This window comes from Rubellimicrobium mesophilum DSM 19309 (genome assembly GCF_000600335.2).
GTDB lineage: Bacteria > Pseudomonadota > Alphaproteobacteria > Rhodobacterales > Rhodobacteraceae > Rubellimicrobium > Rubellimicrobium mesophilum.
Window position 1 is genome coordinate 36,571 of record NZ_KK088564.1, and the last position, 25,703, is coordinate 62,273.

At 72.2% G+C, this 25,703-nt stretch carries 25 protein-coding genes; 18 read left to right on the forward strand and 7 right to left on the reverse strand.

What is annotated here, in order from left to right; all coding sequences use genetic code 11:
* Positions 1 to 69: 69 nt before the first annotated feature.
* The 16 genes from RUMESO_RS08930 to RUMESO_RS09000 all read left to right on the forward strand — a co-directional run bounded on the left by RUMESO_RS08930 (position 70) and on the right by RUMESO_RS09000 (position 15,899).
* The gene (locus RUMESO_RS08930) at positions 70 to 1,206 is read left to right on the forward strand and encodes a nucleotidyltransferase family protein (RefSeq protein WP_037279737.1); all 1,137 of its coding nucleotides are present in this window, start codon (positions 70 to 72) and stop codon (positions 1,204 to 1,206) included.
* Complete coding sequence (locus RUMESO_RS08935; RefSeq protein WP_051521156.1) at positions 1,203 to 2,858, forward strand: ABC transporter ATP-binding protein; 1,656 nt, start codon at positions 1,203 to 1,205, stop codon at positions 2,856 to 2,858. Before RUMESO_RS08930 ends, RUMESO_RS08935 begins: the two co-directional genes overlap by 4 nt.
* Positions 2,855 to 4,774, forward strand: coding sequence for an asparagine synthase-related protein (locus RUMESO_RS08940; protein ID WP_037279738.1), 1,920 nt, complete (start codon positions 2,855 to 2,857; stop codon positions 4,772 to 4,774). Before RUMESO_RS08935 ends, RUMESO_RS08940 begins: the two co-directional genes overlap by 4 nt.
* A 4-nt stretch (positions 4,775 to 4,778) precedes the next feature.
* Positions 4,779 to 5,690 (forward strand): hypothetical protein, encoded by a 912-nt coding sequence (locus RUMESO_RS08945; RefSeq protein ID WP_037279739.1) that lies wholly within the window; start codon positions 4,779 to 4,781, stop codon positions 5,688 to 5,690.
* A gap of 183 nt (positions 5,691 to 5,873) precedes the next feature.
* On the forward strand, positions 5,874 to 6,029 hold the full coding sequence (locus RUMESO_RS25035; protein WP_156362788.1) for a hypothetical protein: 156 nt from the start codon (positions 5,874 to 5,876) through the stop codon (positions 6,027 to 6,029).
* 325 nt (positions 6,030 to 6,354) lie between these two features.
* Positions 6,355 to 6,633 (forward strand): PqqD family protein, encoded by a 279-nt coding sequence (locus RUMESO_RS08950; RefSeq protein ID WP_051521157.1) that lies wholly within the window; start codon positions 6,355 to 6,357, stop codon positions 6,631 to 6,633.
* Complete coding sequence (locus RUMESO_RS08955; RefSeq protein ID WP_051521158.1) at positions 6,626 to 7,066, forward strand: lasso peptide biosynthesis B2 protein; 441 nt, start codon at positions 6,626 to 6,628, stop codon at positions 7,064 to 7,066. Before RUMESO_RS08950 ends, RUMESO_RS08955 begins: the two co-directional genes overlap by 8 nt.
* A gap of 288 nt (positions 7,067 to 7,354) precedes the next feature.
* Positions 7,355 to 8,365 (forward strand): NAD-dependent epimerase/dehydratase family protein, encoded by a 1,011-nt coding sequence (locus tag RUMESO_RS08960; RefSeq protein ID WP_037279740.1) that lies wholly within the window; start codon positions 7,355 to 7,357, stop codon positions 8,363 to 8,365.
* A 305-nt stretch (positions 8,366 to 8,670) separates the two neighbouring features.
* A complete protein-coding gene (locus RUMESO_RS08965) occupies positions 8,671 to 9,858 on the forward strand; it encodes a glycosyltransferase family 4 protein (protein ID WP_037279741.1) in 1,188 nt (395 codons plus the stop codon).
* Between the two features lie 159 nt (positions 9,859 to 10,017).
* Entirely contained in the window at positions 10,018 to 10,416 is a 399-nt protein-coding gene (locus tag RUMESO_RS08970) for a hypothetical protein (RefSeq protein WP_037279742.1), read from the forward strand.
* Between the two features lie 44 nt (positions 10,417 to 10,460).
* Complete coding sequence (locus RUMESO_RS25695; RefSeq protein WP_037279743.1) at positions 10,461 to 11,492, forward strand: MATE family efflux transporter; 1,032 nt, start codon at positions 10,461 to 10,463, stop codon at positions 11,490 to 11,492.
* Positions 11,489 to 12,916: an O-antigen polysaccharide polymerase Wzy gene (gene wzy, locus RUMESO_RS25700; protein WP_037279745.1), complete on the forward strand. Its 1,428-nt coding sequence runs from the start codon at positions 11,489 to 11,491 to the stop codon at positions 12,914 to 12,916. Before RUMESO_RS25695 ends, wzy begins: the two co-directional genes overlap by 4 nt.
* A complete protein-coding gene (locus RUMESO_RS27780) occupies positions 12,909 to 13,427 on the forward strand; it encodes a DapH/DapD/GlmU-related protein (RefSeq protein ID WP_051521159.1) in 519 nt (172 codons plus the stop codon). The genes wzy and RUMESO_RS27780 overlap by 8 nt, the downstream gene beginning before the upstream one ends.
* A 24-nt stretch (positions 13,428 to 13,451) precedes the next feature.
* The gene (locus tag RUMESO_RS24065; protein WP_037279747.1) at positions 13,452 to 14,063 is read left to right on the forward strand and encodes a VanZ family protein; all 612 of its coding nucleotides are present in this window, start codon (positions 13,452 to 13,454) and stop codon (positions 14,061 to 14,063) included.
* A 239-nt stretch (positions 14,064 to 14,302) separates the two neighbouring features.
* Positions 14,303 to 15,367, forward strand: coding sequence for a glycosyltransferase (locus RUMESO_RS08995; RefSeq protein ID WP_037279749.1), 1,065 nt, complete (start codon positions 14,303 to 14,305; stop codon positions 15,365 to 15,367).
* 1 nt (position 15,368) lies between these two features.
* Positions 15,369 to 15,899, forward strand: a complete 531-nt coding sequence (locus RUMESO_RS09000) for an acyltransferase (protein ID WP_051521160.1) — start codon at positions 15,369 to 15,371, stop codon at positions 15,897 to 15,899.
* Positions 15,900 to 16,008: 109 nt separating this feature from the next.
* On the opposite strand, the gene RUMESO_RS09005 is transcribed toward RUMESO_RS09000, so the two are convergent.
* The 6 genes from RUMESO_RS09005 to RUMESO_RS25045 form a co-directional block, all read right to left on the reverse strand.
* On the reverse strand, positions 16,009 to 16,749 hold the full coding sequence (locus RUMESO_RS09005; RefSeq protein WP_037279751.1) for a glycosyltransferase family 2 protein: 741 nt from the start codon (positions 16,747 to 16,749) through the stop codon (positions 16,009 to 16,011).
* 134 nt (positions 16,750 to 16,883) lie between these two features.
* Positions 16,884 to 18,353, reverse strand: coding sequence for a mannose-1-phosphate guanylyltransferase/mannose-6-phosphate isomerase (locus tag RUMESO_RS09010; protein ID WP_051521161.1), 1,470 nt, complete (start codon positions 18,351 to 18,353; stop codon positions 16,884 to 16,886).
* Positions 18,344 to 19,303, reverse strand: coding sequence for a GDP-L-fucose synthase (gene fcl / locus RUMESO_RS09015; protein WP_037279752.1), 960 nt, complete (start codon positions 19,301 to 19,303; stop codon positions 18,344 to 18,346). Before fcl ends, RUMESO_RS09010 begins: the two co-directional genes overlap by 10 nt.
* 20 nt (positions 19,304 to 19,323) lie before the next feature.
* Complete coding sequence (gmd, locus tag RUMESO_RS09020; protein WP_037279753.1) at positions 19,324 to 20,442, reverse strand: GDP-mannose 4,6-dehydratase; 1,119 nt, start codon at positions 20,440 to 20,442, stop codon at positions 19,324 to 19,326.
* 238 nt (positions 20,443 to 20,680) lie between these two features.
* Complete coding sequence (locus RUMESO_RS09025) at positions 20,681 to 21,361, reverse strand: sugar transferase (protein WP_245639208.1); 681 nt, start codon at positions 21,359 to 21,361, stop codon at positions 20,681 to 20,683.
* A 300-nt stretch (positions 21,362 to 21,661) separates the two neighbouring features.
* A complete protein-coding gene (locus RUMESO_RS25045; RefSeq protein ID WP_156362792.1) occupies positions 21,662 to 21,802 on the reverse strand; it encodes a LysR family transcriptional regulator in 141 nt (46 codons plus the stop codon).
* Positions 21,803 to 21,910: 108 nt separating this feature from the next.
* Between RUMESO_RS25045 and RUMESO_RS09030 the strand changes: the two genes are divergently transcribed.
* Positions 21,911 to 23,263 (forward strand): UDP-glucose dehydrogenase family protein, encoded by a 1,353-nt coding sequence (locus tag RUMESO_RS09030; protein ID WP_037279754.1) that lies wholly within the window; start codon positions 21,911 to 21,913, stop codon positions 23,261 to 23,263.
* Positions 23,264 to 23,447: 184 nt separating this feature from the next.
* The gene (locus RUMESO_RS09035; protein ID WP_037279755.1) at positions 23,448 to 24,824 is read left to right on the forward strand and encodes an NAD(P)-binding domain-containing protein; all 1,377 of its coding nucleotides are present in this window, start codon (positions 23,448 to 23,450) and stop codon (positions 24,822 to 24,824) included.
* A 7-nt stretch (positions 24,825 to 24,831) separates the two neighbouring features.
* On the opposite strand, the gene RUMESO_RS09040 is transcribed toward RUMESO_RS09035, so the two are convergent.
* Positions 24,832 to 25,668 carry a DMT family transporter gene (locus RUMESO_RS09040; protein WP_051521162.1) on the reverse strand — a complete coding sequence of 279 codons (837 nt, stop codon included), beginning with the start codon at positions 25,666 to 25,668 and terminating at the stop codon, positions 24,832 to 24,834.
* Positions 25,669 to 25,703: the final 35 nt, after the last annotated feature.

Genomic DNA, 25,703 nt, shown 5'->3' on the forward strand with positions numbered 1-25,703 from the left:
GCTCCACGGCGGGCGCGGAGTCGCGGCGTGGCCGCCGGAGGCCTCCTCCGGGCCTTGGGTCGGGGTGCCATGACCTCGTCCGAGGCGGAGGCGGACGAGTTCCTGGCGGGAGCCCTGCGCGGGGCCGCCCCCTGGCCCCCCGGGCTCGACCCCGGGCGGGTGGTCGCGCGCGCCCTCGACCACGGCGTCGCCGGCGCGCTGGCCGGGTGCTGCGGCGACTGGCCGGCCGAGGCCGCCGAGCCCCTGCGCCGGGCCGCCAGGGCGCAGGCTATGTGGGAGATGCGGCACCATCAGGTCCTGGCGGCGCTCCTCCGCCGCTTCGAGGCGGAGGGCCTGCGGGTCCTGGTCCTCAAGGGCTCGGCCCTGGCCTACGACCTCTACGACCGCCCGCATGAGCGCGCGCGGGGGGACAGCGACCTCCTCGTGGCCCCCGCCGACCTGCCTGCCGCGCGCCGGCTGCTCGGGGCGGAGGGGCTGGCCTGCGGGCTGGCCGATCCTGATGCGGACGCCGCCACGCGGCGGGAGGAGGGCTGGTCGCTGCGGACGCCCGACGGGCTGGAGCACGACATCGACCTCCACTGGCAGGCGCTGAACGCCCCGGCCCTGTCCGACGTTATCCCCTTCGTGGACGCCTGGGCCCGCGCTCGGCCGCTGCCCCGGCTCGGCCCCGGCGCGCGGGGGCTGCCGCTCGACCTGGCGCTGGTGCTGGCCTGCGTGCATCGGGCCGTCCACCTGGTGAGCCCCTACTACGTCGGCGGGCGGGCGCATCATGGCGGCGACCGCCTCGTCTGGCTCCTCGACATCGACCTCCTCGCGCGCGCTCTCGGGCCGGGCGACTGGGACCGCGTGGTGGCGACCGCCCGGACCAGCGGCGTCGCCGGCGCCTGCCTCGACGGCCTCCTCCGGGCCGCCGGGCGGCTGGAGACCCCCGTCCCGCCGCGGGTGCTGGCCGACCTGTCCCGGAGCCCCCCGGCCGCCGCCGACCGCTACCTGCGGTCGGGCGGGCGGGTGGCGCGGATGTGGCGGGACCTGCTCGCCACCCGGGGGCTCGCCGGCCGCGCGGCCTACCTGCGCGCGGGCCTGTTCCCCAACGCCGCCCACATGCGGTCCAAGTATCCCGCCCTGGCCGGGCGCCCGCTGCCGCTCCTCCATCTCCGCCGCGTCGCGGAGTTCGTGGCGGCCCAGTTGCGCGGGGGGCGGGGTTGACCTTCCTCCGCCTCCTGGCCCTGGCCCGGCCGCATCGCCGCGCCCTGCTCCTGCTGGCGGCCCTCACCCTGGCCGAGTCGGTCGCCCTGCTGGCCGTGCCCGCGCTCGGCGGCCGCATGGCGGCCTCGGTCCTGGCCCTCGCGGGACCTTCGCTCGGGCCCGTCCTCGGCCTTCTCGTGCTGGTCCTGGTGGCCCTGGCCGTGCTGCGGGCCGCGCAGGGGGTCATCTCGGCCCGGACCTCGCTCGGCCTCCTCGCGGAGCTCAGGATGCGGGTCCACGACCACCTCCAGGCGCTGCCCCTCTCGGTCCACCAGGCCCACACGCAGGGCGACCTCCTCGCCCTCTCCACCCTCGAGATCGACCGGCTAGGCAGCTTCCTGACCACGACGCTGGCCATGCTGCCCGCCCAGCTCCTGACCGCCGCCGGCGCGGTGGTCCTGATGGCGCGGATCGACCCGGCGCTGGCGCTGGTCGTCCCCGTCCTCGTCCCGGCCTTCTTCCTCGGCCTCAAGGTCATCGGCCGGCGCCTGCGAGCCCTCGCGATCGCCCTCCAGGAGGCCGAGGCCGCCCTGGTCGCCGCCGCCGCCGAGGATCTCGCCATGCTGCCCGCGACCAAGGCCTTCACCCGCGAGGAGGAGGCCGCGCGCCGCTTCGCCGGCCGCGCCGCCCGGGCCCGAGACCTCGCCATCCGGGACTACGCGATCCAGGCGGTCCTCCAGCCGGCGGTGGGCCTCGTCACCGGGCTGGGCGCGGTGGCCCTCCTGGCCCTCGCGGGGAAGGGCCTGCGGGAGGGCGCCCTGACGCCCGGCGAGATGGTGAGCTTCCTGCTCTACGCCGCGCTCCTCACGCAGCCGGTGGCCAGGCTGGCGCAGGTCTACGGCGCCGTGCAGTCCACGCGCGGGACGCTGGCCCGGCTCGGCCGCATCCTCGACCTGGCGCCCGAGCCCGGCCGCGACGCCCCCCGCCGCCTGTCCCGCGCGCAGGGCGCGATCGCCTTCGAGGAGGTCCGCTTCGCCTATCCCGGGCGCGACTCGGCCCTGCGCGGGCTCTCCCTCGCGATCCGGCCCGGCGAGGCCGTCGCGCTCACGGGGCCCAACGGCGCGGGCAAGAGCACGCTCATGGCGCTGCTCCTGCGCCTCATGGACCCCCAGGCCGGCATCGTGCGGCTCGACGGCCTCGACCTGCGGGAGCTGCGCCTCGCGGACCTGCGCCGCCAGATCGGCCTCGTGCCGCAGCGGCCGCTCCTCTTCGACGGGACGGTGCGGGACAACATCGGCTTCGGCCGCGAGGGGGCGACCGACGCCGAGATCGAGGCCGCCGCCCGCCTGGCCCAGGCCCACGACTTCATCGGGACGCTGCCCGAGGGCTACGCGACCCTGATCGGCGAGCATGGGGTGCGGCTCTCGGGGGGGCAGGGCCAGCGGATCGCGCTGGCCCGGGCGCTGCTCAAGGACCCGCCGATCCTGGTCCTCGACGAGGCGACCTCGATGTTCGATCTCGACGGCGAGAGCGCCTTCGTGGCCGCGGCCGCCACCGCCTTCCGGGGACGCACGGTGATCCTCATCACGCACCGGCCCGCGACGCTGGCGCTCGCCGACCGGATCGTGACGCTGGAGGCGGGGCGCATCGTCGCGCAGCGGGACGCGGCGTGAGCGGCATCTGCGGCCTCTGGCGGCTCGACGGCGGGCCCGCCGGGGGGGCCTCCGCCATCGCGGCGCTCCTCGAGCGACGCGGGCCGGACGGCACCCGCCTGTGGGAGGACGGCGCCGTCGCGCTCGGCCACGCGCTGCTGGCCACCACGCCCGAGGCGCTGCGCGAGAGGCTGCCGCTCACCGACCCCGCCACGGGCTGCACGATCACCGCCGATGTCCGGCTCGACAACCGGGACGAGTTGATCGCCGCCCTGGACCTCGGCCCGGCCGGCCGCGGGATGGGCGATGGCGAGCTGATCCTCCGCGCCTGGCTCGCCTGGGGGGAGGGCGCGCCCGGGCGCCTGCTGGGCGACTTCGCCTTCGCGATCTGGGACCCCCGCGCGAGGCGGCTCTTCGCGGCGCGCGACCCGATGGGGATGCGGCCGCTCGTCTACGCGCACCGGCCGGGCCGCCTCTTCGCCTTCGCGACCGAGGTCCGCGCCGTCCTCGCCGCGCCGGGCGTGCCGGCCCACCTCGACGAGGGGCGGATCGCCGACTTCCTCGAAGGCGAGCTCGAGGGGATCGACTTCACCTCGACCTTCTTCCAGGGCGTGCTGCGGCTTCCCCCGGCCCATGCCCTGACCGTGGACATGGGCGGCCTGCGGCTCCGCCGCTTCTGGGCGCCCGAGCCCCGGCCCGAGCTGCGCCTGCCCGGCGACGCCGCCTATGCCGAGGCCTTCCGCGAGGTCCTGACCGAGGCCGTCCGCTGCCGGCTGCGGAGCGCGGGGCCGGTGGGGTCCATGCTGTCGGGGGGGATGGACTCGGGCGCGGTCGCCGCCGTCGCCTCGCGGCTCCTGGCGGCCGAGGGGCGCGGGCCGCTGCCGACCTTCTCGGTCCTGGGCCCGGACCCGGCGACCTGCCCGGAGACGCGCGCCATCCGCGCCGCCCTGACGATGCCGAACCTCGACCCGCACCTCCTGGACTGGTCCGAGCCCGGGCCCTGGCGGGAGGAGATCCTGGGGCTGCTGCGGGACATGGACGAGCCCTTCGACGGCCACGCGAACCTCGTGCGGGGGGTCTATGCGATGGCGCATCGGGCCGGGGTCAGGGTCGTGCTCGACGGCGTCGGGGGGGACATCGTCCTCGCGGACGGCGGGCGGATCATGGAGCTGGTCCGGCGGCTGCGCTGGCGCGAGGCCTGGGGCGAGGCCGCCGCGGAGCGGAGGCTCCACCCCGCGCGGCCGCCCGCCTGGCGGAGCCTCGCCGCGCATCTGAGGCAGGCCGCCACCCCGGCCTGGGCCCGGCGCCTGAAGCGCGCCCTGCGTCCCCTGCCGCCCGGCCGCCCGACCCTCGGCCTGCTGTCGCCCGAGTTCGCCGCCCGGATCGGCCTCGCCGAACGGCAGGCGCGGGACCTCGCGCAGGAGATCGACGGCTGGCCCCCGCCCTCGGAGGTCCTGGCCCACACGATCGGGCGCGCCTACCTGACGGCGGCGCGCGAGCGCTACGACCGCATCGCCTCGGCCCTCGCCGTCGAGCCGCGCGACCCCTTCCTCGACCGGCGGGTGATCGACCTCTGCCTGAGCCTGCCGCCAGGGCAGCGCAGGGCGGGCGGCTGGCCCAAGATCGTCCTGCGCCGCGCCATGGCCGGGCTCCTGCCGGACGAGGTCGTCTGGCGGCGCGGCAAGGAGCATCTGGGCTTCGCGACGACCTCGGCCGTCCTCGCCGCCTGGCCGGGCTGGCCCGACCGGCTGGCCGAGGCCCGGCCCGCCCTCGGGCGCTACGTCCATCCGGCGCTGTTCGCCTCGGACGGCGGGGCGCCGGGCCTCGTCGGCTCGGCCATGGCCGAGGACCAGTGGGAGGCGCTCTTCCTCGCGCTCTGGCTCGACCGCCACGGGCCCACCGCAGCCGCCGCCGATCCGGCGGCCCGAACCGGCTGACCCCATGCAGGAATCCCCCTCGCTCCACGACGCGGCCCGCCTTCTGGAGGCCTTCGGCTGGTCCCTGTCCACCGACCCGCCCTCCGCCGGGCCCGAGGCCGCGCCGGCCTGGACGGACCAGACCGGCACGCTCGAGGTCCTGCGGGCGGGGACCGGGACCCCGGCGGCGTTCCTCCTGCGCTTCTTCGGCGAGGACTTCGCCTGGGTCGAGCCGGAGGCCCGGCGCATCCGGCTCTGCCCCGAGGGCGGGCGGCTGGGGCCGGCGGCGGTGGTCCATCTCCTGGCCGACCAGGTCCTGCCGAGGGCGCTCGCGCAGGAGGGACGGCTGGTGCTCCATGCCGGCGGGGTGGTCCTGGACGGCCGGGCGGTGCTGGTCCTGGGCGATTCGGGCTGGGGCAAGTCCACCCTGACGGCGCGGCTGGGCCAGGCGGGCGGACGCGTCCTCAGCGACGACGCGATGATCCTCGAGGAGGCCGGGGCGGGGGCCTCAGCGCGGCCCGTCTATGCCGGGCTGCGGCTCCTGCCGGACTCCCTGGCCGCGCTCTTCGACCGGACGGGCGGCACGCCGGTGGCGGAATACACGGACAAGGCCCGGCTCGCCGTCGAGCCGCCGGACGATCCCGGCCCGGTCCCCCTGGCGATGATCCTGGTCCTGCGCCCGCCCGTCCCCGCCAGCCGGGTCGAGCTCGCTCGGCTGAGCCCGCTGGAGGCCTGCATGGCGATGCTGCGCAACAGCTTCGCGCTGGACCCGGGGGACCGCGCGCAGGGGGCCCGGCGGCTCGGGCGCTTCGGCGCGCTGGCCGCCCGGGTGCCCGCCTTCGCCCTGAGCTACCCCCGCGACTACGCGCTGCTGGCCGAGGTGGCGGAGGCCGTGCTGCGCCGCCTCGGGAGCCTGGACGGCCCGGGCCCGGCCTGAGGCGTCAAGGCCCGGGCTGTGGCCGTTCGTCCACAGATCGGAGTTCTTTCGCACGGATGCAATCGATTCAGCGATGTTCCTTGCTATGCTTCGGGGCTGCTGTAGCGATCCGCTTCGGGACTACGATGCCGGCCACGCGCCCGGCGGGACCGGCCAGCAGCGGCGTAAGCGGGAAGGGTGACGATGAAGGATACGGTGAACACGACGGGCGGGATGTCGGCCTACCGGGCTCCGACCCTCAAGGTCTTCGGCAGCGTGGTCGAGCTGACCGCGAGCGGGTCCAAGATCGGCAAGGAAGGCAAGGGTCAGCAATCCATCGGCGACACGCGCAAGCCCTGAGAGGCTTCTGGCGCGGATTTCGGACAGATGGCCATGTCGAACAGGCTGGATTCTCTGCGGGACGGTCTTCGGACCTATCGCGCCCCGAGGCTGATCGTCCTCGGCCGCATGGTCGAGCTGACCGCGAGCGGCTCGCGCCTGGGCAGGGAAGGCAAGGGCCACCAGTCCTCCGATAGCAGCCGCAGGCCCTGAGGGAAGCCTCGGGTCTCTCCCGCAACGGGAACGGGGCGCCCCTCGCGGAACGGGGCGCTTTTCGCGTTCCGGGCCTCCCGCCACCGACAGCCTCCCGCCGCGCTCCTGGCCGGACCCTTGGAAGGTTCAGCGCATGACCGACCTCCTCTCGCGCCGCCTCATCCCTTCCGCCGACGCGCTCCTGAGCCCGGTCGGCGAGGAGACGGTGATCCTGCACCTGGGCAACGACACCTATTACGGGCTCGACCCCATGGGCACGCGCATCTGGGCGATGCTCGGCGAGGGTGTCGCGCTCGCCGCGATCCGCGACCGTCTGGCCGCCCAGCACGGCGTCGCGGCCGCGACCGTGGAGGCCGACCTGCGGCGCTTCCTCGACGATCTCCTCCGCCACGGCCTTCTCGTGGATGGCTAGGCCGCTCCGCCGCGCCCTGCGGCTGGGGCCCCGCGCCTGGCCCGACCTCCTTCGCGCCGTCCTCGAGCTCGCGCTGGCCCGCTGGCGGCTGGGCCGGCACCCCTCGCGCGAGCTGATCCGGCATTCGCAACGGCCCCTGCCGACGTCTCGGGCGGTCCCGGCCGATCCCTCGGCGGTCGTGGACCGCGTGGCTCTCGCCGTCGGGCGCGTTGCGGCGCATGTCCCCTGGCGCGCCGACTGCTTCGTGCAGGCCCTGGCGGCGCAGGCCTGGCTCGCCCGCGCCGGCCTTGCCAGCGACATCCACATCGGCGTGCGGCAGGACCGCGCGCCCGGGTTCGAGGCCCATGCCTGGCTCACCCAGTCCGGCCGGGTCGTCACCGGCGGCGAGGTCGGCGGCTTCGTCCCCCTGGTGACGCCCGACACGCCGGTCTGACCCGGCGCAGGCCGATTCGCCGGCCTTCGGGCGGCAGGTCGATGGCCGTTAACCTTTGGCCCCTTGATCCGGCTGGATCTTTTCGAGGTCCATGCAACGCTCGGGCCTGCAACGATCCGTTAACCTCCGCCGGGCACCCTTGCGGCATCCGCCACCTCCAGAGGCCGCCATGCCCCTCGCCAGCCTGCCCGACCGACCGCCCCTTGTGATCCCCGCGCCAAGCGCCGATAGGGGCGCCACGACGACCCCCACCGCCCTGTCCCTCGCCCCTCAGGAGGACCCCGCCCCGTGACCCGCGTCCTTGTCACCGGCTCGGCCGGCTTCATCGGCTACCACCTGTCCCGGCTGCTGCTGGCCGAGGGCTTCGCCGTCCAGGGCTACGACGGGATGACCGACTACTACGACGTGTCGCTCAAGCGTCGTCGGCACGCGATGCTGCTCCAGCACCCGGGCTTCGCCGCCGCCGAGGGGCTCCTCGAGGACCGTGCCGCCTTCGACCGCATGGCCGACGCCTTCAGGCCCGAGGTGATCGTCCACCTCGCCGGTCAGGCCGGCGTCCGCTACAGCCTCGAGGCGCCGCTCTCCTACCTCGAGTCCAACGTGATCGGCACCCTCTCGGTCATGGAGGCGGCCCGTCGCCACGGCGTCCGCCACCTGCTGATGGCCTCGACCTCCTCGGTCTACGGCGCCAACACGGAGATGCCGTTCCGCGAGACCGACAAGGCCGACAGCCAGCTCACCATCTACGCCGCCTCGAAGAAGGCCAACGAGAGCATGGCCCATGCCTGGGCGCATCTCTACGACCTGCCCACGACGATGTTCCGCTTCTTCACCGTCTACGGCCCCTGGGGGCGGCCGGACCTCGCGCTCTACAAGTTCGTGGACGCCATCCTCGAGGGCCGGCCCATCGACGTCTACAACCACGGCGAGATGTGGCGCGACTTCACCTACGTGGGCGACCTCGTCCGCGCGATCCGCCTGCTGATCGACGTCCCGCCCGAGCGTCCCCTGGACGGCACGGCTCCCGAGGGCGACAGCCTCTCCCCCGTGGCGCCCTGGCGCGTCGTCAACATCGGCAACTCCGAGAAGGTGCGCCTTCTCGACTTCGTGGACGCCATCGAGGAGTGCCTCGGCACCAAGGCCATCCGCAACTACATGCCGATGCAGCCCGGCGACGTCCCGGCGACCTGGGCCGACGCCTCGCTCCTCCAGCGCCTCACCGGCTACCGGCCCGCCACGAACGTCCGCGACGGCATCCAGGAGTTCGTGGACTGGTATCGCGACTATTCGGGGAAGTAGGCGGCGCCCCGAGGTCCCGACCGGGGCCGACGGCCCGCCTCCCACGGGGTCGAGGGGCCGGCTCGCGTCGGTCCGGGCGACGGCGGGGCCTGGGGCGTAACGCCGGCGCCACCGCTTCGGCAGGTCTTTGCGCAGATGTCCCGACCCGCCTGTGGACAGTCGGAGGCACCTGTGCCACAGGCGGCTGCAATCAAGGCGCATCCGATCATCGAAGTCCCGCAGCCCCCTTTCCGGCGGCGACCCGGCACTCGTCGGCGCGGCCGCCATGATGCCACTCCCGCCATGCTCAACCGGAGTCCCGACGCGTGACGAAACGTGCCCTCACCGCCACGATCACGGCGCAGGACGGCCCGGCCCTGGGCGGGCGGGACGGAGCGGGCCGCTCCGACGGGGGAGTGGCCATCTGGTCCGCCGACTACAGCCTGAGGACCGGGCAGGCGATCGTCACGCGCCGCGTCGCCGAGCACGTCCTGCCGCGCCTCGGGCGCCGTCGCGAATATGTCTTCGGCGCGGGGTCCGGCCCGAGGGCCATCGCCGGCTGGCTCGCCGCGTCGCTCCGCCTGTGGCGGGACGTGCTGCGCGGGCGCGTCGCGACGCTGTATCTGGTCTGCTCCCGCTCCAACGCCGGCTTCGTCCGCGACATACCCGCCCTCCTTGTCGCCCGAGCCGGCCCGAGGGTGATCGTCCATGCCCATGGGTCGGACATCGGGGACCTCCTGACCGGCCGGCCGCTGTCGCCCCTGGCACGGCTTCTCTACCGTCGCGCCGCCCTGCTGGTCCCGTCCGAGCACCTGCGGCCGGAGCTTCGGGATGCGGGAGTCCGCGACCTGCGGGTCTGCGAGAACTTCCACATCGCGCGGGAGCGTGGGGCGCAGGACCAGGGCGGCCCGCTGCGGCTGGTCTGGAACTCCAACCTGATGGCGAGCAAGGGGTTCTTCGACACCCATGCCGCCGTGAGCGAGTTGCGGGCCGAAGGCCTGGACATCGAGTTCCACGTCCTGGGCAGGCCGGTCGGGGACGAGGAGCTGTCGGAGGCCGAGGTGAGGGAACGGGTGTCCAGGCTCGTGCCCGACCCGGGGATCACCGTCCACGGCAGCGTCGCCCCGGAGGTCGCGGCCGAGATCGTCGCCCGGGCGGATGCCGTCGCGCTCCCCTCCCGCTACTCGAGCGAGTGCCAGCCGCTGGCGCTGATCGAGGCGATGTGCGCCGGGAAGGCGATCGTCGCCGGCGACACGCCGGCCCTGCGCGCCACCCTCGCGGGCTACCCGGCGGACTACGTGCCGCTGCGCTCGGTCGCGTCCCTGGCGGACGCGCTGAGGCGGCTGGACCGGGAGAAGCGCCTCGGCGCGGGGGGTTTCGCGGAACGGCGTCGCCAGGCGGCGGACCAGGCCCGGCTGCGGTTCTCGGCCGATCGCTTCGACCGGGAGATGGAGGCTCTCCTGTCCCCTGCGCGGAGGGAACCGGTCGGCCTGGCTCCGGGCCGGGCGTGCTGAGCGGGCCGGGCAGGATGAGGGCGCCGCGCGTGACCGTCCGGCGGGACCATTGGTCGCTCCCCTCCGGGTCCCATTCCCCTGGACAGGGGAAGGCCGGCAGAGCAAACGGCTGAACTCCCGCGCCACGCCGCCCCCGCAGAGGATGGAGACGAACGCCAAGTGAAGCTAGGCCCGGCCCGCAAGAACGCCATCTTTGGCTATGTCAACTTCATCACGGCGGCGCTCATCGCCCTCGTGACCAGCCCGTTGCTCGTCTCCTTCCTGGGCCCCGCCGCCTTCGGCCACTGGAAGGCGCTGCAGCGCATCATGGAGGTGGCCGCCTCGCTCGACGGCAAGCCGGCGCAGGCGCTCAAGTCGATCATCGCCGGCAGGCTCCACGACGCGCGGCCGGAGGACAGGCAGCGCGCCATCGGCTCGGCCGCCATGGTCTGGCTCCTCTGGTCGCCGGTCGTGATCCTCCTGCTGGCCCTGGCGATCGCGACCTTTCCCGTCACGATCAAGGACGTCTCGGCCGCGGATTCCCTTCAGGTCTACGTCGCGGGGGCCTGCTCGCGCTGAACGCGGTCCTGACGACCCTCGTCAACACTCCCAGCGCGATCCTGGTGGCGGTGAACCGCGGCTACGTCCTGATGCTTGTGACGACGCTCAGCCTGACGCTGGTGAACCTGGGCATCGTGCTCGCGGCCTCCTACGGCATGGGCCTCGCCACGATGGCGCTGCTGACCTGCGGCGGAAGCCTCCTGACGGGCGTCGTCACCTTCCTGGCCGTGCGGCGGTCCGTCGGATGGTGGCGCCCCGCGAGGCCCACGGGGGACGAGGTCCGGCACGTGGCCCGGTATGGGGCCTGGATCAACGGCTGGATGTTCGTCACCACCCTGATGCTCTCCACCGAGGTGCTCATGCTGTCGGTCCTGGTCGGACCGGAGGCGGTCACCAGGTACACCTTCTCGGCCTTCGCCGTGCAGTTCGCCATGTCGATGTGCCTGATGACCGCGAGCGCGCTCGCGCCCACCATCGCGGCATCGCTGGGCGCGCGGCGGACTGCCGAGGCCGCCGAGCTGATCCGGGTCACGCGCGAGCTGGTGCTCACCATCGCGACGATGGCCGCCAGCATGAACATCCTGGGCAACGCCGCCTTCGTGACCCTCTGGGCCGGACCCGAGCAGTTCATCGGCCCGGGGGCGAACGTCTGCATCTCGCTCGCCTTCCTGCAGGTCGCCCTGATCCGATGCGACGCGCAGATCCTGGAATCCGGCCTCTCGATCCGGGGCGCGGTCGGGATCGGCCTGCTGTCCTCGCTGGTGGCCATCGGGACGGGGGCCTCGGCCTACCTCCTGACGGGCGGGGTCCCGTGGATGATCGTCGGCCTGATCGTCGGCCGCCTCGGCATGTCCTTCGCCCTGCCGGTCTTCGTCGGCCGGCTGCAGCCCTCGGGCCTCGGCTATCCCATGAGGCCGCTGCTGGCCTCGGCCGCCGTGGTCGCGCTGTCCGTCGCCGCCTCCGGTCATCTGCAGCAGACCGGGAACCTCGTCCTCACCGTGGCCGGCATGACCGGCTTGGCCCTGGCGGCCCTGGTCGCGATTCCCTCGCCCGACACCCTTCGGCGCGTCATCGGGAGGTCGCTGCGGCGATGAAGGTCTCGATCTATCTGATCCTCGAGACGATCCTCCTCGTCTGCCTGGTCGTCTGGTTCTACCTCGCCAAGCCCGGGGCCGACCCCCTGACGATCTGGATCTGCCTGGCGATCTTCTATGCCTATTTCCTGCTCGCCTTCGTCTCGCCGACGACGGTGGTCGACGGGCGTCCCTCCTACCTGTCGTTCCGGTTGGGGTTCCTGACCTTCTCGTACCTGCTCTACTTCTCGCCGTACCAGGAGTACGTGCTCGGGCTCGATCGGCTCGGCTTCAGCTTCTACGTCCGCGACACCTTCCGGGAGAACAGCAACCTGGCGGTCATCGCGGCGACCATCGGGGTCGTGGCGTTCTGCAGCGGGGTCCGAAGCGCGCGGCGGCGGGCCTCCGCCCCCGCAGGCGGGGAGGGCTGGCGGATCAGCCCCACGCTGAGCTGGGTGGCGGTCCCGTTCCTGATGATGCTCCTGGGCCTCTACTTCGCCATGGGCTGGCGCAGCTCGGGCGAGGGGAGCTACACGCAGACGGCCAGCGGAGGGATCGTGGCGGACGGCGCCGTGGTGATGATCCTGATGCTCTGCATGCTGATCGTGGCCCGCGCGGTGATCCTCCTGGCCGCCAGGCGCCGCCTGGATCCCTTCACGGCCCTGGGCCTCGTGCTGTCGCTGTGGTGGGCGTTGCGGCTGCTGTCCTTCGGCGACCGGAACTCGTTCATCCTGATCCTGATGGCGGGGGCGGTGGCCGCCTCGACCTATCTCCTCAGGATGTCGCGCCTCGTGCTCGTCGGCGGCTTCGTCGCCCTGCTCGTCCTCTACAACGCCGTCGAGATCTACCGGCAGCAGGCGCTGCAGCCGGGCGCGAGCCTGTCCGACGCCTTCGCCATGTCGCAGGCGGAGGACTCGGACCGGGAGTCGAGCTTCAACATCACCACCATCGCGCTGCGGGCCACCTTCGACCTCGCGCCCGCCGAGCACAACTACGCGCTCGGCCTCTACAAGCTCGTCGGCGTGCTGGGGGCGGTCCCCTTCGTCCGGGGCATCATCTTCGGCGACAGCCTGGAATACGACACCACGGCCGCGGCCCTGACGGACTTCGTCCTTCCCCCGGACGCGGGCTGGAGCGTGGGCACCGGCATCATATCGGACTTCTACCTGGACTTCGGCATCCTCGGGGTCGGCCTGGGGCTGTTCCTCGTCGGGTGGATCGGGGGGGCGGTGGAGAGATACGCCCGGCGGAACCCGCGCGCGGAGACGCCGGCCCTGATCTATTGCCTCTCGGTCGCGCTCTTCGCGGAGCTCCCGAGATACGCGGCGGACTTTCCGGTGCGGATCGTGGCCTGGGCCCTGCTCCTGGCGTGGTTCGCCAAGCTCGTCGATGCGAGCCGCCGCAAGGCGCACGGCCGATTGCAGTTGAGGAGGGGCGATGCCTAGGGGATTCGGGGCGGTCCGGCGGGTTCTTGGCGCGCTGCATCGGCGGCTGTCGCCGATCGGCCATGCGAGGAGCATCGGCGTGACGGTCGGGGAAGGCTGCCGCCTGATCGACGTGCGCTTCAGCTCGGAGCCCTATCTGGTCACCCTCGGCGACCGCGTGAGCGCCACCTCCACGCGGTTCGAGACCCATGACGGCGGGGTCTGGGTCTTCCGGCCCCAGATGCCCGGGATCGACGTGGTCCGCCCGATCACTGTGGGGAACGACGTCTTCATCGGCTACGGCAGCATCATCATGCCGGGCGTGACCATCGGGAACAACGTCGTCGTCGGCGCGGGCTCGGTCGTGACCAAGGACGTGCCGTCCGACGTCGTGGTGGCCGGGGTGCCGGCGAGGATCATCAAGTCGGTGGAGGACTACCGCTCGGGCGTGCTCGGGAAATCCCACGACACCAAGGGCATGGGCGAGGCCGACAAGAGGGCCTATTACCTTCGCGCCTTCGATGGCCGGTAGGGGTCTTGGCGGGGGAGGCGGAGGATGAAGCCCCTCACGCTCGGGGCCTACATCGACGGGTCCCTGGCCTATCTCGCGGCGGTCCTGGCCGTCGTCGGGGCCATGAGCCTCTGGGCGGCGACGCGCCGGATGCGGCGAGGGACCCTCCTGCTGTCGGGCTGCACCTACTTGATCGTCCTGAGCCAATTCCCGCTCCCCGACCGCGACCGGCTGGCCTGCCCCTTGCGCGCGGCCGAGCCGAGCCTGGTTCCCTTCGTCCCGCTTCTCGGGCGGATGGCGAGGGTCTGGGAGACCGCGCCGAACCTCTCGCATTGGGCGAGCCAGAGCGGCTTCGTCGGCGCCGCGATGAACCTGATCGTCGGCGCGCTCATCGGGGCGCTCCTGGCCGGCTATCCGATCCGCCTGCGGACGGCGGCGGGGCTCGGCCTGGGCCTGAGCCTGGCGGTGGAGCTCACGCAGCTCACCGGGACCTGGGGACTCTATCCCTGCGCCTATCGCAAGTTCGACGTCGACGACCTGATCCTCAACACGGTCGGGGTCGCACTGGGGTTCTGGGTCGCGAGGCGCTGGGCGACAGGACATGGGCCCCGGCGCGGCTGGGACACGACGCCGGAGGGCCGATGCGGACGAGCCTGATGCCGAGCGGGAGGCGGGCCAGGGCATCCGGGGAGCGGCCGCCTGCTAGGGGCGATCGCCCGCGCCGGATGCCGAGCGACCCCGGCTCCGGCCGAGGGCCCGGCACCCTTTACAACCCCCCTGGTCTATGGAACCGCCGGCGGCGAAAACGCGGCCTCCGACTCGCTCGGACCCGAGGCTCCAAGGATATCCGGCCCCATGACGACCGACCCGACAGCTCACTCCGGCAGCCTAATCCCATGAAGGTCGACATCATCATCGCGGGCTTCGGGCAAGGCGGCGCGCAGCGCCAATGCGCCTGGCTCGCGAATGCCTTGGCCGAAGAGGGCGACATCGAGGTGAGGCTGCTCCACTTCCTCGACGGCGAGAACCTGCCCCTCGTGAACCCCGAGAAGGTCGAGGTCGTCCGCTTGCCTACGTCCTCACTCTACAGCCTCGCCAACGTGACCCAGGTGGCGCGCGCCGTTCGGTCCAGGCGACCGAGCGTCGTCTTTTCATGGCTGCATGCGACGGACGTCGTGGTGGGCATGGCCAGGCCCTTCTTCCCGGGCGGGACGAGATGGGTCGTCGCCGAGCGGGACTCCAACTACCCCAGGAACTGGCGCTACCTGCTGCGGCGGCGCATCGGCCGGCACGCCGACGCGATCGTCGCGAACTCGGAGAAGGGGCGGCACTACTGGCTTGGAGCCGGCTACCCGGGCGAGAGGGTTCACGTCGCCAACAACGTCCTCTCCCCCGGGATCGAGAGCGCTCCCCAGGCCGCGAGGCGGTTCGACTTCCTTTATGCGGGCCGCCTGGAAGTCCAGAAGAACGTGGAGGTCCTCGCCGAGGCCTTCTGCATCCTGGCCTCGCGCCGGCCGGATCTTAGGTTCGGGATCGTCGGGGACGGTGGCCTCCGGGGACGGATCCTGGAGATCATCGCCTCGCACGGCGTGTCGGGCCGCGTGATCCTGGAGTCCTACGACCCCAACATCATGGGCCTCTTCCGGAGCAATCCGACCTTCGTCAACCTGAGCCGCCACGAGGGCCTCCCGAACACGATCCTCGAGAACGTCGCCTGCGGGAATCGGATCGTGGCCTCGCGCATCCCGGAGCATGTGGCGGTCCTGGGAGAGGACTACCCCCTCTATGCCACCGACTACGGCGATCCCACGGCCGTGGCCTCTGTCCTTGAGCGTGCGGCCCAGGAGGATTGGAGTCGCCAGACGCTCCACCATGCCGAAGCGCGCCTGAGGGAGATGAGCCCCGAGCGCGTCGTAGGGCAGTACATGAGCATCTTCCGTTCCCTGGGCGAGGACGCCTGACATGATGGTTCGTGCGGTCTTCCGGCTCGCCAAGGGGCCACTGCGGGTGATCGACTTCGTATCCCCGAGGCTTTACATGCGCATCTACCTGCGGCTCCTGCGCGCCGTCGGGGTCAAGGTGACGGGCACGCCGCGCTACGTCTCGCCGGGGTGCAAGCTCGACATCTTCCACCTGATCTCGCTGGGCGACCGGGTCGTGATCTCGGACCGGACGGTGCTGCTCACGCACGACTACTCGCTCACGACGGGGCTCATCGCCATCGGCGAGCAGCCAGAGACCGACAAGGCCTTCCTGCGGCCGGTCGTGATCGAGAGCAACGTGTTCATCGGGATGGGGAGCATGCTGCTGCCGGGCGCCAGGGTGCTGGAGAACACGATCGTCGGCGCGGGAAGCGTCGTCCGGGGGACGGTGGGGCCGAACGCGATCGTGATGGGGAACCCGGCCGTGCAGATCGGCACGCTCACCGAGAAGGCGATGCGGTGGAGGTCGCCCAAGGACTCCGGGATCGGCCTTCAGGTCGACGCGAAATGACCCGGGTCCGGGCGGGGCGCGCATCCGACCGCCGGCAGGACAGGGCCGCCCGGGCCGAGCTCGACCGGCCCCATGCGGATGGCGCGGGACGTGACCGGTCCGGCCAGGCTCAGAAGAACTGGCCGATCTTGCTCGCGTTCTTGGCGACGAGGGTCGGCAGCCCGCCGACCCCGTTGCGGCGCAGCGCCCGGAAGTCCTCGCGGCTCTTCCTGAGGATGCGACCGAGGGAGCGGTTGCTCTCGCCTCCCACGCGCATGTGGACGAAGGTCTTGGGCAGGTGGACGGCGCGGAAGCCGGGCTGGCCGAAGTAGCGCAGCACGGCGTCGTAGTCGGCGGCGATGCGGTAGCTGGTGTCGAAGGCCCCCAGCCGGTCGAGGACGCGGCGGCGCAGGAACAGGGTGGGATGCGGGGGCATCCAGCCGCGCCGGAGGAGGGCGGGCCGGAAGGGCTGGGACCGCCAGGTGCGGATCACCTTGGAGGTGTCGGCGCGCGACACGTAGAGGAGGTCGCCGTAGACGGCATCGACCTCCGGGTCCTCGAAGGCCTTGGCGACGGAGGAGAGGATGTCGGGGGCGGCGTAGAGGTCGTCGGAATGGAGGAGGCCCACGACGTCGCCCGTGGTGCGGGCGAGGCCCCGGTTGATCGCGTCGTAGAGGCCCGCGTCGCGCTCGCTGACCAGGCGGGTCCGGTCGTCCGCGAGGCCCTGGAGGACGCCGAGGGTGCCATCGGTCGAGCCGCCGTCCTGGACGACGTGCTCCCACTCGGACCAGTCCTGGGCATGGAGGCTCCGGACGGCCTCGGCGACGGTGTCGGCGCGGTTCCAGACGGCGGTGACGATGGAGATGAGCATGGCGGGTTCCTTTGAGGCGGGCCGTCGCGTCCGGTGCCGTCGGGGGCGGGGGCCACGGCGGCGCAGGCCTCGGCTAGGGTCTCGGGCGCAGGGGCGGAGCCTCGGGGGGCGGGACGATCCCTCGGGCCGCCCGCTCACTGCCGGGCATACACGTCCTCGTATCGCACGATGTCGTCCTCGCCGAGATAAGGGCCGGTCTGGACCTCGATCAGCACCATGGGGAGCTTGCCGGGGTTCTCCATCCGGTGCTTCGCGCCGAGAGGGATGTAGATGGACTGGTTCTCGGTCACGAGGCGGACCTCGTCGCCCACGGTCACGCGCGCGGTGCCCTGGACGACGATCCAGTGCTCGGAGCGGTGGTGGTGGCTCTGGAGGCTGAGCGCGGCGCCGGGATGGACGACGATGCGCTTGACCTGGAAGCGGTCGCCCTTGGCGAGGCTCTCGAACCAGCCCCAGGGGCGGTGGTCGCGAGGGAAGGTCTCGGCCTGGGGCGCGCCCTCGGCCTTGAGGGTGGCGACGACGGCCTTCACGTCCTGGGCGCGGTCGCGGTGGGCGACGAGCACCGCGTCGGGCATGGCGACGGCCACGATGTCGGTGAGGCCGATGCCGACGACGCGCTGGCCGGGCGCCTCGGAGCGCAGCAGCGTGCCCTGGCAGTCGATGGCGGTGGCGGCCCCCGAGGCGGCGGTGCCCTCCTCGTGGGTCTCGCGCCAGACGGCCGCCCAGTCGCCCAGATCGGACCAGCGCCCCTCGTAGGGGACGACGGACAGGTTGTCGGCCTTCTCCATCACCGCGTAGTCCACGGAGATCGCCGGGGCCTGCGCCCAGGCGGCGGGATCGAGCCGGTGGAAGCCGAGGTCGCGCTTGGCCCGGGCCAGCGATGCCTCGACGGCGGCGAGGAGGGCAGGGGCGTGGCGGCGGGCGGCCTCGACCATCACGTCGGCGCGGAAGAGGAAGATGCCGGCGTTCCAGAGGTGGCGGCCGTCTTCGACCATCGCGCGGGCGCGGGTGGCGTCGGGCTTCTCCACGAAGGCGCGGAGGGGCAGGGCGGTCGGGGCGGCGCCGGGGGCGGGAGCCTCGGCCAGCTCGAGATAGCCGTAGCCGGTCTCGGGACGGCTGGGGGCGATGCCGAAGGTGACGATGCGGCCCGAGAGCGCCGCGGGGACCGCCGCCGCCACGGTGCCTTGGAAGCTCTGGGCGTCGGGGATCACATGGTCGGAGGGGGCGACGAGGACCAGCGCGGCGGGGTCGCCCGTGGCGGCCTGGAGGGTGGCCGCGAGGATCGCGGGGGCCGTGTCCCGGCCCTCGGGCTCGATGAGGAGGGCGGCGGGGGCGACGCCGAGCTCGGAGACTTGCTCGGCCACGATGAAGCGGAAGGCGTCGGTGGTGACCACGACGGGGTGGGCGAAGGCGGGGCCGGTCAGGCGCCGGACCGAGGCCTGGAAGAGGCTCTCCTTGCCCAGGAGCGGCGCGAACTGCTTCGGGTAGCTCTTGCGCGAGAGGGGCCAGAGCCGGGTGCCCGAGCCGCCGCAGAGCAGGACGGGGTGGATCGCCGGGGCCGGAGTGCCGGCCGCGTCCGCGGAGAAGGGAGTCGTCACGAGCATCTGAGGTCCTCCACGGCCCTGAACCAGTCGTAGGTCTGTTCGAGTCCCTGCCGGAGCCCGATCCGGGCGCGCCAGCCCAGGGCGGCGAGGCGCCCCACGTCCATCAGCTTGCGCGGCGTGCCGTCGGGCTTGGAGCTGTCGAAGGCGATGTCGCCCCGGAACCCCGTGACCTCGGCGACCAGGCGCGCGAGATCGGCGATGGAGATGTCCTCGCCGGTGCCCACGTTGATGTGGGAGAGCATGGGCCGGGTGTTCGCCTCGTAGGCCGGACGCGGAAGGTCCATCACGTGGAGCGAGGCCTCGGCCATGTCGTCCACGTGCAGGAACTCGCGGCGCGGCGTGCCGGTGCCCCAGATCGTCACCACCTCGCGCCCCTCGGCCGTGGCCTCGTGGAAGCGGCGCAGCAGCGCGGGGAGGACGTGCGAGTTCTGCGGGTGGAAGTTGTCGCCGGGGCCGTAGAGGTTGGTCGGCATCACCGAGCGGTAGTCGCGGCCGTGCTGACGGGCGAAGCTTTCGCAGAGCTTGATGCCCGCGATCTTGGCGATGGCGTAGGGCTCGTTCGTGGGCTCCAGGGTCCCGGTGAGGAGGGCCTCCTCGGTCATGGGCTGCGGGGCGAGGCGCGGATAGATGCAGGAGGACCCGAGGAACAGGAGCCGCTGGACCCCCGCCGCGTGGGCCTGCCCGATGACGTTCGCCTCGATCAGGAGGTTGTCGTAGATGAAGTCCGCCGGGTAGGCGTCGTTGGCATGGATGCCGCCCACCTTCGCCGCCGCCAGGATCACCGCGTCGGGCCGCTCTGTCTGGAGGAAGGCCCGCACGGCGGCCTGGTCGGTGAGGTCGAGCTCGGCCCGGGTCCGCGTCAGGACCTCGTCGGCCCCCCGTGCCCGAAGGCGGCGCAGGATCGCGCCGCCGACCATGCCGTTGTGCCCGGCCAGGAAGATGCGTGCCATGTGGTTCAGGTCCCCTCGGCTCAGGCCTCGACGCTGACCGGCAGGTCGAGCCCGTGCGACTTCAGGAGCGCGTGCCGGCGCGCGGCCACGAGATCGGCCGCCACCATCTCGCGGCACATCTCGCGGGCGGTGACCTGCGGCGTCCAGCCCAGCTTCTGCTTGGCCTTGGCGGGGTTGCCGAGCAGCGTCTCGACCTCGGCGGGGCGGAAGTAGCGCGGGTCGATGCGCATCACGACCTGGCCTTCACGGACCATGGGCGCGAGGTGGCCGTCCACGCGGTCCACCACCGCGACCTCGTCCACGCCCTCGCCCATGAACCTCAGCGTCATGCCGAGGTCCTGGGCCGCCCAGGTGATGAACTCGCGCACCGAGTACTGGACGCCGGTGGCGATGACGTAGTCCTCGGGCTCGTCCTGCTGGAGCATGAGCCACTGCATCCGCACGTAGTCCTTGGCGTGGCCCCAGTCGCGCAGCGAGTCGATGTTGCCCATGTAGAGGCAGGGCTCGAGGCCCATGGCGATGTGGCTGAGGCCGCGCGTGATCTTGCGCGTCACGAAGGTCTCGCCCCGGCGCGGGCTCTCGTGGTTGAAGAGGATGCCGTTGCAGGCGTAGAGCCCATAGGCTTCGCGGTAGTTCACCGTGATCCAGTAGGCGTACATCTTGGCCACGGCGTAGGGGCTGCGCGGGTGGAAGGGCGTCCGCTCGGTCTGCGGCGTCTCCTGCACGAGGCCGTAGAGCTCGGAGGTGGAGGCCTGGTAGAAGCGGGTGGTCCTTTCGAGGCCCAGGAAGCGGATCGCCTCCAGGAGGCGCAGCGTGCCGATCGCATCCACGTCGGCGGTGTATTCCGGGGCCTCGAAGCTCACGGCGACATGGGACTGGGCGCCGAGGTTGTAGACCTCGTCGGGGCGCACCTCGGAGAGGATGCGCGTGAGGTTCGAGGTGTCCGTGAGGTCCCCGTAATGCAGCCGGAATCGGCCATCCTCGTGCGGGTCCTGATAGATGTGATCCACCCGCTGCGTGTTGAAGAGCGAGGCGCGCCGCTTGATGCCGTGCACCTCGTAGCCCTTCTCGAGCAGGAACTCCGCCAGGTAGGACCCGTCCTGGCCCGTGATGCCGGTGATGAGGGCTCGCTTGGTCACTCGGGATGACTCCGACTGGTTAGGTTTGTCTCGGGACCCAAGGGCGCCCGGGGTCCGGGCCGTCCCAGGGGCGGCTGCGCGGGCCGGGCCATTGGGCGCCCGACCGGCAGGACTTCGAGGAGGCGCCGCGGCGGGGCGCTTCCCCTGCGACGCGGGGCCCATGGCACGGGCCGGGATCGCTGTCCATCCCGGGGCGCGAGCCTGGGCGAAGGCTCGCCGGGCAGAGGGGCGCCTGGGATCAGGCGCCCTGGCGGTGGAGGATGACGGCGAGGGTTTTGCGGGCGATGCGGAGGTCGAGGGCGAGGGAGGCGGTTCGGACGTAGAGGAGGTCGGCCTGGACCTTGGCGCGGATGCCGTCGGGGCCGTCGGCGTAGCCCAGCTCGGTCTGGGCCAGGCCGGAGATGCCGGGCTTGACGGCGTGGCGGTCGCGGTAGCCCGGGACGGTGTCGGCGTAGACGAGGGCGTGGGGGTAGTAGTCGGGGCGCGGGCCGATCAGGCTCATCTCGCCCTTGAGCACGTTGAGCGCCTGCGGCAGCTCGTCGACGCGGGCGCGGCGCAGGAGCTGGCCCAGCGGGGTGATGCGGTGGCGGTCGAGGGGGTCGAAGGCGCCGCGCTCGATGGGGGCCGCGGCCATGGTGCGGAACTTCCAGGCCCGGAAGGGGCGGCCGTGCCGGCCCATGCGCTCCTGCACGAAGAACAGCCGGCCGCGGTTGAGCCAGGGGTTGAGCGCCAGCAGCGCCAGCGCCGCCAGCGCCAGCGGCACCAGCAGAAGCCCCGCCCCCACAAGGTCGAAGCCGCGCTTGGCCAGCGGATAGGCCCGGCCCGCGCCCGCGCGCCGCCCCCCCAGCCGCCGCAGCCCCGGCGCAGGCCCCACAGGAACGCCGCCCGCGCGCGGCATCTGGCTCGACCAACCCAACATGGCTGTCCCTCGTCTGTCCCCGCGCAGATCGCAGGGTTAACGGGCCGTTAACACCCCACAACCGGAGCGAAAAGATGGTGGAACGAGATCGGCCTCCAACTGACGCCCATGTGGCCGGAAAATCTCAGGTTTCAGTTGGTGGCTGACGGAAACGTGATCTTGGTGCCTGCTCTTTGGGCGGTCCGTGAACGCAACCCCGAGGAAGTAAAGGCTGCTAGCTGATTCGCGTCAGGGATGTGCTCGGAATTGGGCCTGAGGGCTGTAGCCTGCGCCATCAGGGCTTTTGACGGGCCGGGCGGGCTAGGCGGGCGGGGCACGACTTCCGGAGGTGGTGACCGGACGCTTCCTGGCCGAGGCCGACGGCGCCTGGGCGGCGCGGCTCACCGACCCAGCCTCGGCCACGGCGACGAAGTTGCGGAGCTGGTGCAGCGTGAAGGACATACACCTTACGGAACAGGCGAAGCGCCGCCTCCGCAAGCGGGGTGCCTTGACCCACCTCCCGTCCCGGTGCACGGCTCCTCCAGTGGGACGTGAAGGGGATCGGCAACCATGCGCATTGCGATGATCGGGACGGGTTATGTGGGCCTGGTGTCGGGGGTGTGCTTTTCCGACTTCGGGCACGAGGTGGTCTGCGTGGACAAGCACGCGGGCAAGATCGCGGGTCTGCAGCGGGGCGAGGTGCCGATCTACGAGCCCGGGCTGGAGGCGCTTTTGGCGCGCAACGTGGCCGAGGGGCGGCTGTCGTTCACCACCGACCTGGCGCAGGCGGTGGGCGGGGCGGACGCGGTGTTCATCGCCGTGGGCACGCCGTCGCGGCGGGGCGACGGGCACGCCGACCTCAGCTACGTCTACGCCGCCGCGCGCGAGATCGCGCAGGCGGCCTCCGGGCCCACGGTGGTGGTGACCAAGTCGACGGTGCCGGTGGGCACCAACCGCGAGGTGGCGCGCATCCTGCGCGAGGCGCGGCCCGAGCTCGCCTTCGCGGTGGCCTCCAACCCCGAGTTCCTGCGCGAGGGGGCGGCCCTCGACGACTTCATGCGCCCCGACCGGGTGGTGGTGGGGCTGGACGGCCCCTCCGAGCCCGCCCGCCAGGTCATGGCCGAGATCTACCGCCCGCTGTTCCTGCGCGACTTCCCCATCGTCTGGACCGACCTCGAATCGGCCGAGATGACCAAATACGCCGCCAACGCCTTCCTGGCCGCCAAGATCACCTTCATCAACGAGGTGGCCGCGCTCTGCGAGGCGGTGGGCGCCGACGTCAAGAGCGTGGCCCGCGGCATCGGCCTCGACGGCCGCATCGGCCCGAAGTTCCTGCACGCCGGCCCCGGCTACGGCGGCTCGTGCTTTCCCAAGGACACCAGCGCCTTTGCCCAGACCGGGCGCGACCACGGCGTGGCCCTGCGCCTCACCGAGGCGGTGATCGCCGTCAACGAGGCCACCAAGGCGCGCATGGTCGACAAGCTCGCCGCCCTCGCCGGCGGCGCCCTCGAGGGCCGCACGGTCGCCGTCCTCGGCGTCACCTTCAAGCCCAACACCGACGACATGCGCGAGGCCCCCTCGCTGGCCATCGTCCCCGCCCTCCAGGCCCGGGGCGCCCGGGTCCGCGTCGTCGACCCGCAGGGGCGGCGCGAGGGCGAGCACCTGCTCCCCGGCGTCGCCTGGCTCGACGACCCCTACGCCGCCGCCCAGGGCGCCCACCTCGTCGCCATCCTCACCGAGTGGAACCAGTTCCGCGCCCTCGACCTCCGGCGCCTGGCCTCCGCCATGGCCGAGCCCCGCCTCGCCGACCTGCGCAACATCTACTCCCCCGACGAGGCCCGCGCCGCCGGCTTCCACGCCTACGCCTCCGTCGGCCGCCAGGGCTTCGACGCCCCACACCCCCTCGACGCCGCCGCGGAATAGCCACCCCCCCGCATGGCCCCCACCCCCCGCCTCCGGCCAGAGGACCACCCGATCCATACCCCACGGGGGGGGGCCCATCGAGGATCAGCGCAAGTCTTCGCCGACGGGCATTTTTCCCGGAGGGAAAATAATTTGACAGCAAGGATGAGGCCTCGATAGGATTTTTCCAAAACAGGGGGTGCATATGACCAAACGTGTGGCAGTGATCGGCGCGGGTCCGTCGGGACTGGCGCAGCTTCGGGCATTTCAATCGGCCAAGGCCAAGGGTGCGGAGATTCCCGAGGTCGTCTGCTACGAGAAGCAGTCGAACTGGGGCGGGCTCTGGAACTACACTTGGCGAACCGGCCTCGACGAGCATGGCGAGCCGGTCCATTGCTCCATGTATCGGTACCTGTGGTCGAATGGTCCCAAGGAGGGCCTGGAGTTCGCCGACTACAGCTTCGAGGAGCACTTCGGTCGGCCGATCGCGAGCTACCCGCCCCGCGCCGTGATGTTCGACTACATCGAGGGGCGCGTGAACAAGGCGGGCGTCCGCGACTGGATCAGGTTCTGCCACGTCGCGCGCCGCATCACCTACGACAAGGCGACGGAGAAGTTCACCGTCATCGTCGAGGACCTCGTGAACGACCGCGAGATCACCGAGGAGTTCGACTGGGTGGTGGTGGCCTCGGGCCACTTCTCGATCCCCAACGTGCCCGAGTTCTCCGGCTTCGACACCTTCAACGGTCGCGTCCTCCACGCGCACGACTTCCGCGACGCGCGCGAGTTCACGGGCAAGGACGTCCTCCTCATCGGGACGAGCTACTCGGCCGAGGACATCGGCTCCCAGCTCTGGAAATACGGCGCGAAGTCCATCACCGTGGCGCACCGCACGGCACCCATGGGCTTCAAGTGGCCCGAGAACTGGAAGGAGGTGCCGATCCTCGAGAAGGTGCAGGGCAACATCGCGACCTTCAAGGACGGCACCACCATGCGGGTGGACGCGATCATCCTCTGCACCGGCTACCAGCACCATTTCCCGTTCCTGGCCGACGACCTCCGCCTGCGGACGAAGAACCGGCTCGCGGCCGCGGACCTCTACAAGGGCGTGGTCTACGTGACCAACCCGAAGCTGTTCTACCTGGGCATGCAGGACCAGTGGTACACCTTCAACATGTTCGACGCGCAGGCCTGGTACGTCCGCGACGTGATCCTGGGCCGCATCCAGGTTCCGGCCTCGGATGAGGAGCGACGGGCCGACGTGAAGGCGCGCGAGGCGGCCGAGGACGCCTGCGCCGACTCGCACGAGGCCATCGAGTACCAGGGCGCCTACGTGCAGGAGCTGATCGACCTGACGGACTATCCGTCCTTCGACATCAAGGGCGCGAACGAGGCCTTCTTCGAGTGGAAGGACCACAAGAAGCAGGACATCATGGGCTTCCGCAACCACGCCTACCGCTCGGTGATGACCGGGACCATGGCGCCCGTCCACCATACGCCCTGGAAGGACGCGCTCGAGGACAGCCTCGAGAGCTACCTCCGGACGGAGCCCGAGCCGTCCTCCCTCCAGGAGGCGAGCTGACCCGAGGTCAGGTCGCGATCGCGGCGATTCCGGCGAAGACGATGAGGACCCCCAGCCATTGGGTCGCCCTCATCGCCTCGCCCAGGAAGCGCCAGGCGAGGAGGATGGTCACCAGCCCGAAGACGGACGAGGTCACGGCGGCATATTCCGGCGACGGGAACCGGGCGGCGGCGACCACGAGGCTGATCGCCGTGGCGTCCAGCGCGCCCACTAGCACCAGGGGCCGCCATTGCGCCCGGGCAGGCGCGAGCGGGATCCGGGCCAGGATCATCCAGCCTCCGACGCAGCCGAGCGCGACCAGGCGCGCCACGACCGTGACCGTCAGCTCGCCGCCGTCCGACGCAGCCCTCTGCGCGAGGCCGAAGGTCAGCGCGAAGCCCGTGGCGCCGACGAGCGCCCAAAGGATCGCCTGGCCTCGGGGGCCGGCCGGCTCGTCCTCGCTCCGGGAGGCCGCCAGGGCGAGGCCGGCGACGATCGCGAGGATGGCGGCCCATTCCCAGAGCGCCGCCGGACGGCCCTGGTGGGCCGCGATGGTGAGCGAGAGGACCGGGTAGGAGCCGCAGACCGGCGCCACGAGCCGGACCGGTCCGATCGCGAAGGCGCGATAGAGGCCGATGCTCGCGGCCGCGAAGGCGAGGCCGGCCAGCAGGGCCAAGGCGAGCGACGGCCAGGGCAGCGGGTTGCCTTGGTCCGCAAGAAGGGCGACCGGGGCGAGGAGCGCCGTCCCGGCGAGGAGGGCCGTGAAGAGGAGGGGCGCGATGTCTCCCCGGGGGCTGACGATCCGGACCACCATGTCGTGGACCCCCCAGGCGAGCGCGGCAAGGGTCCCCATGAGAAGCGACAAGACGACCTCCTACGCCGTGGCGGGCATTTGAACGT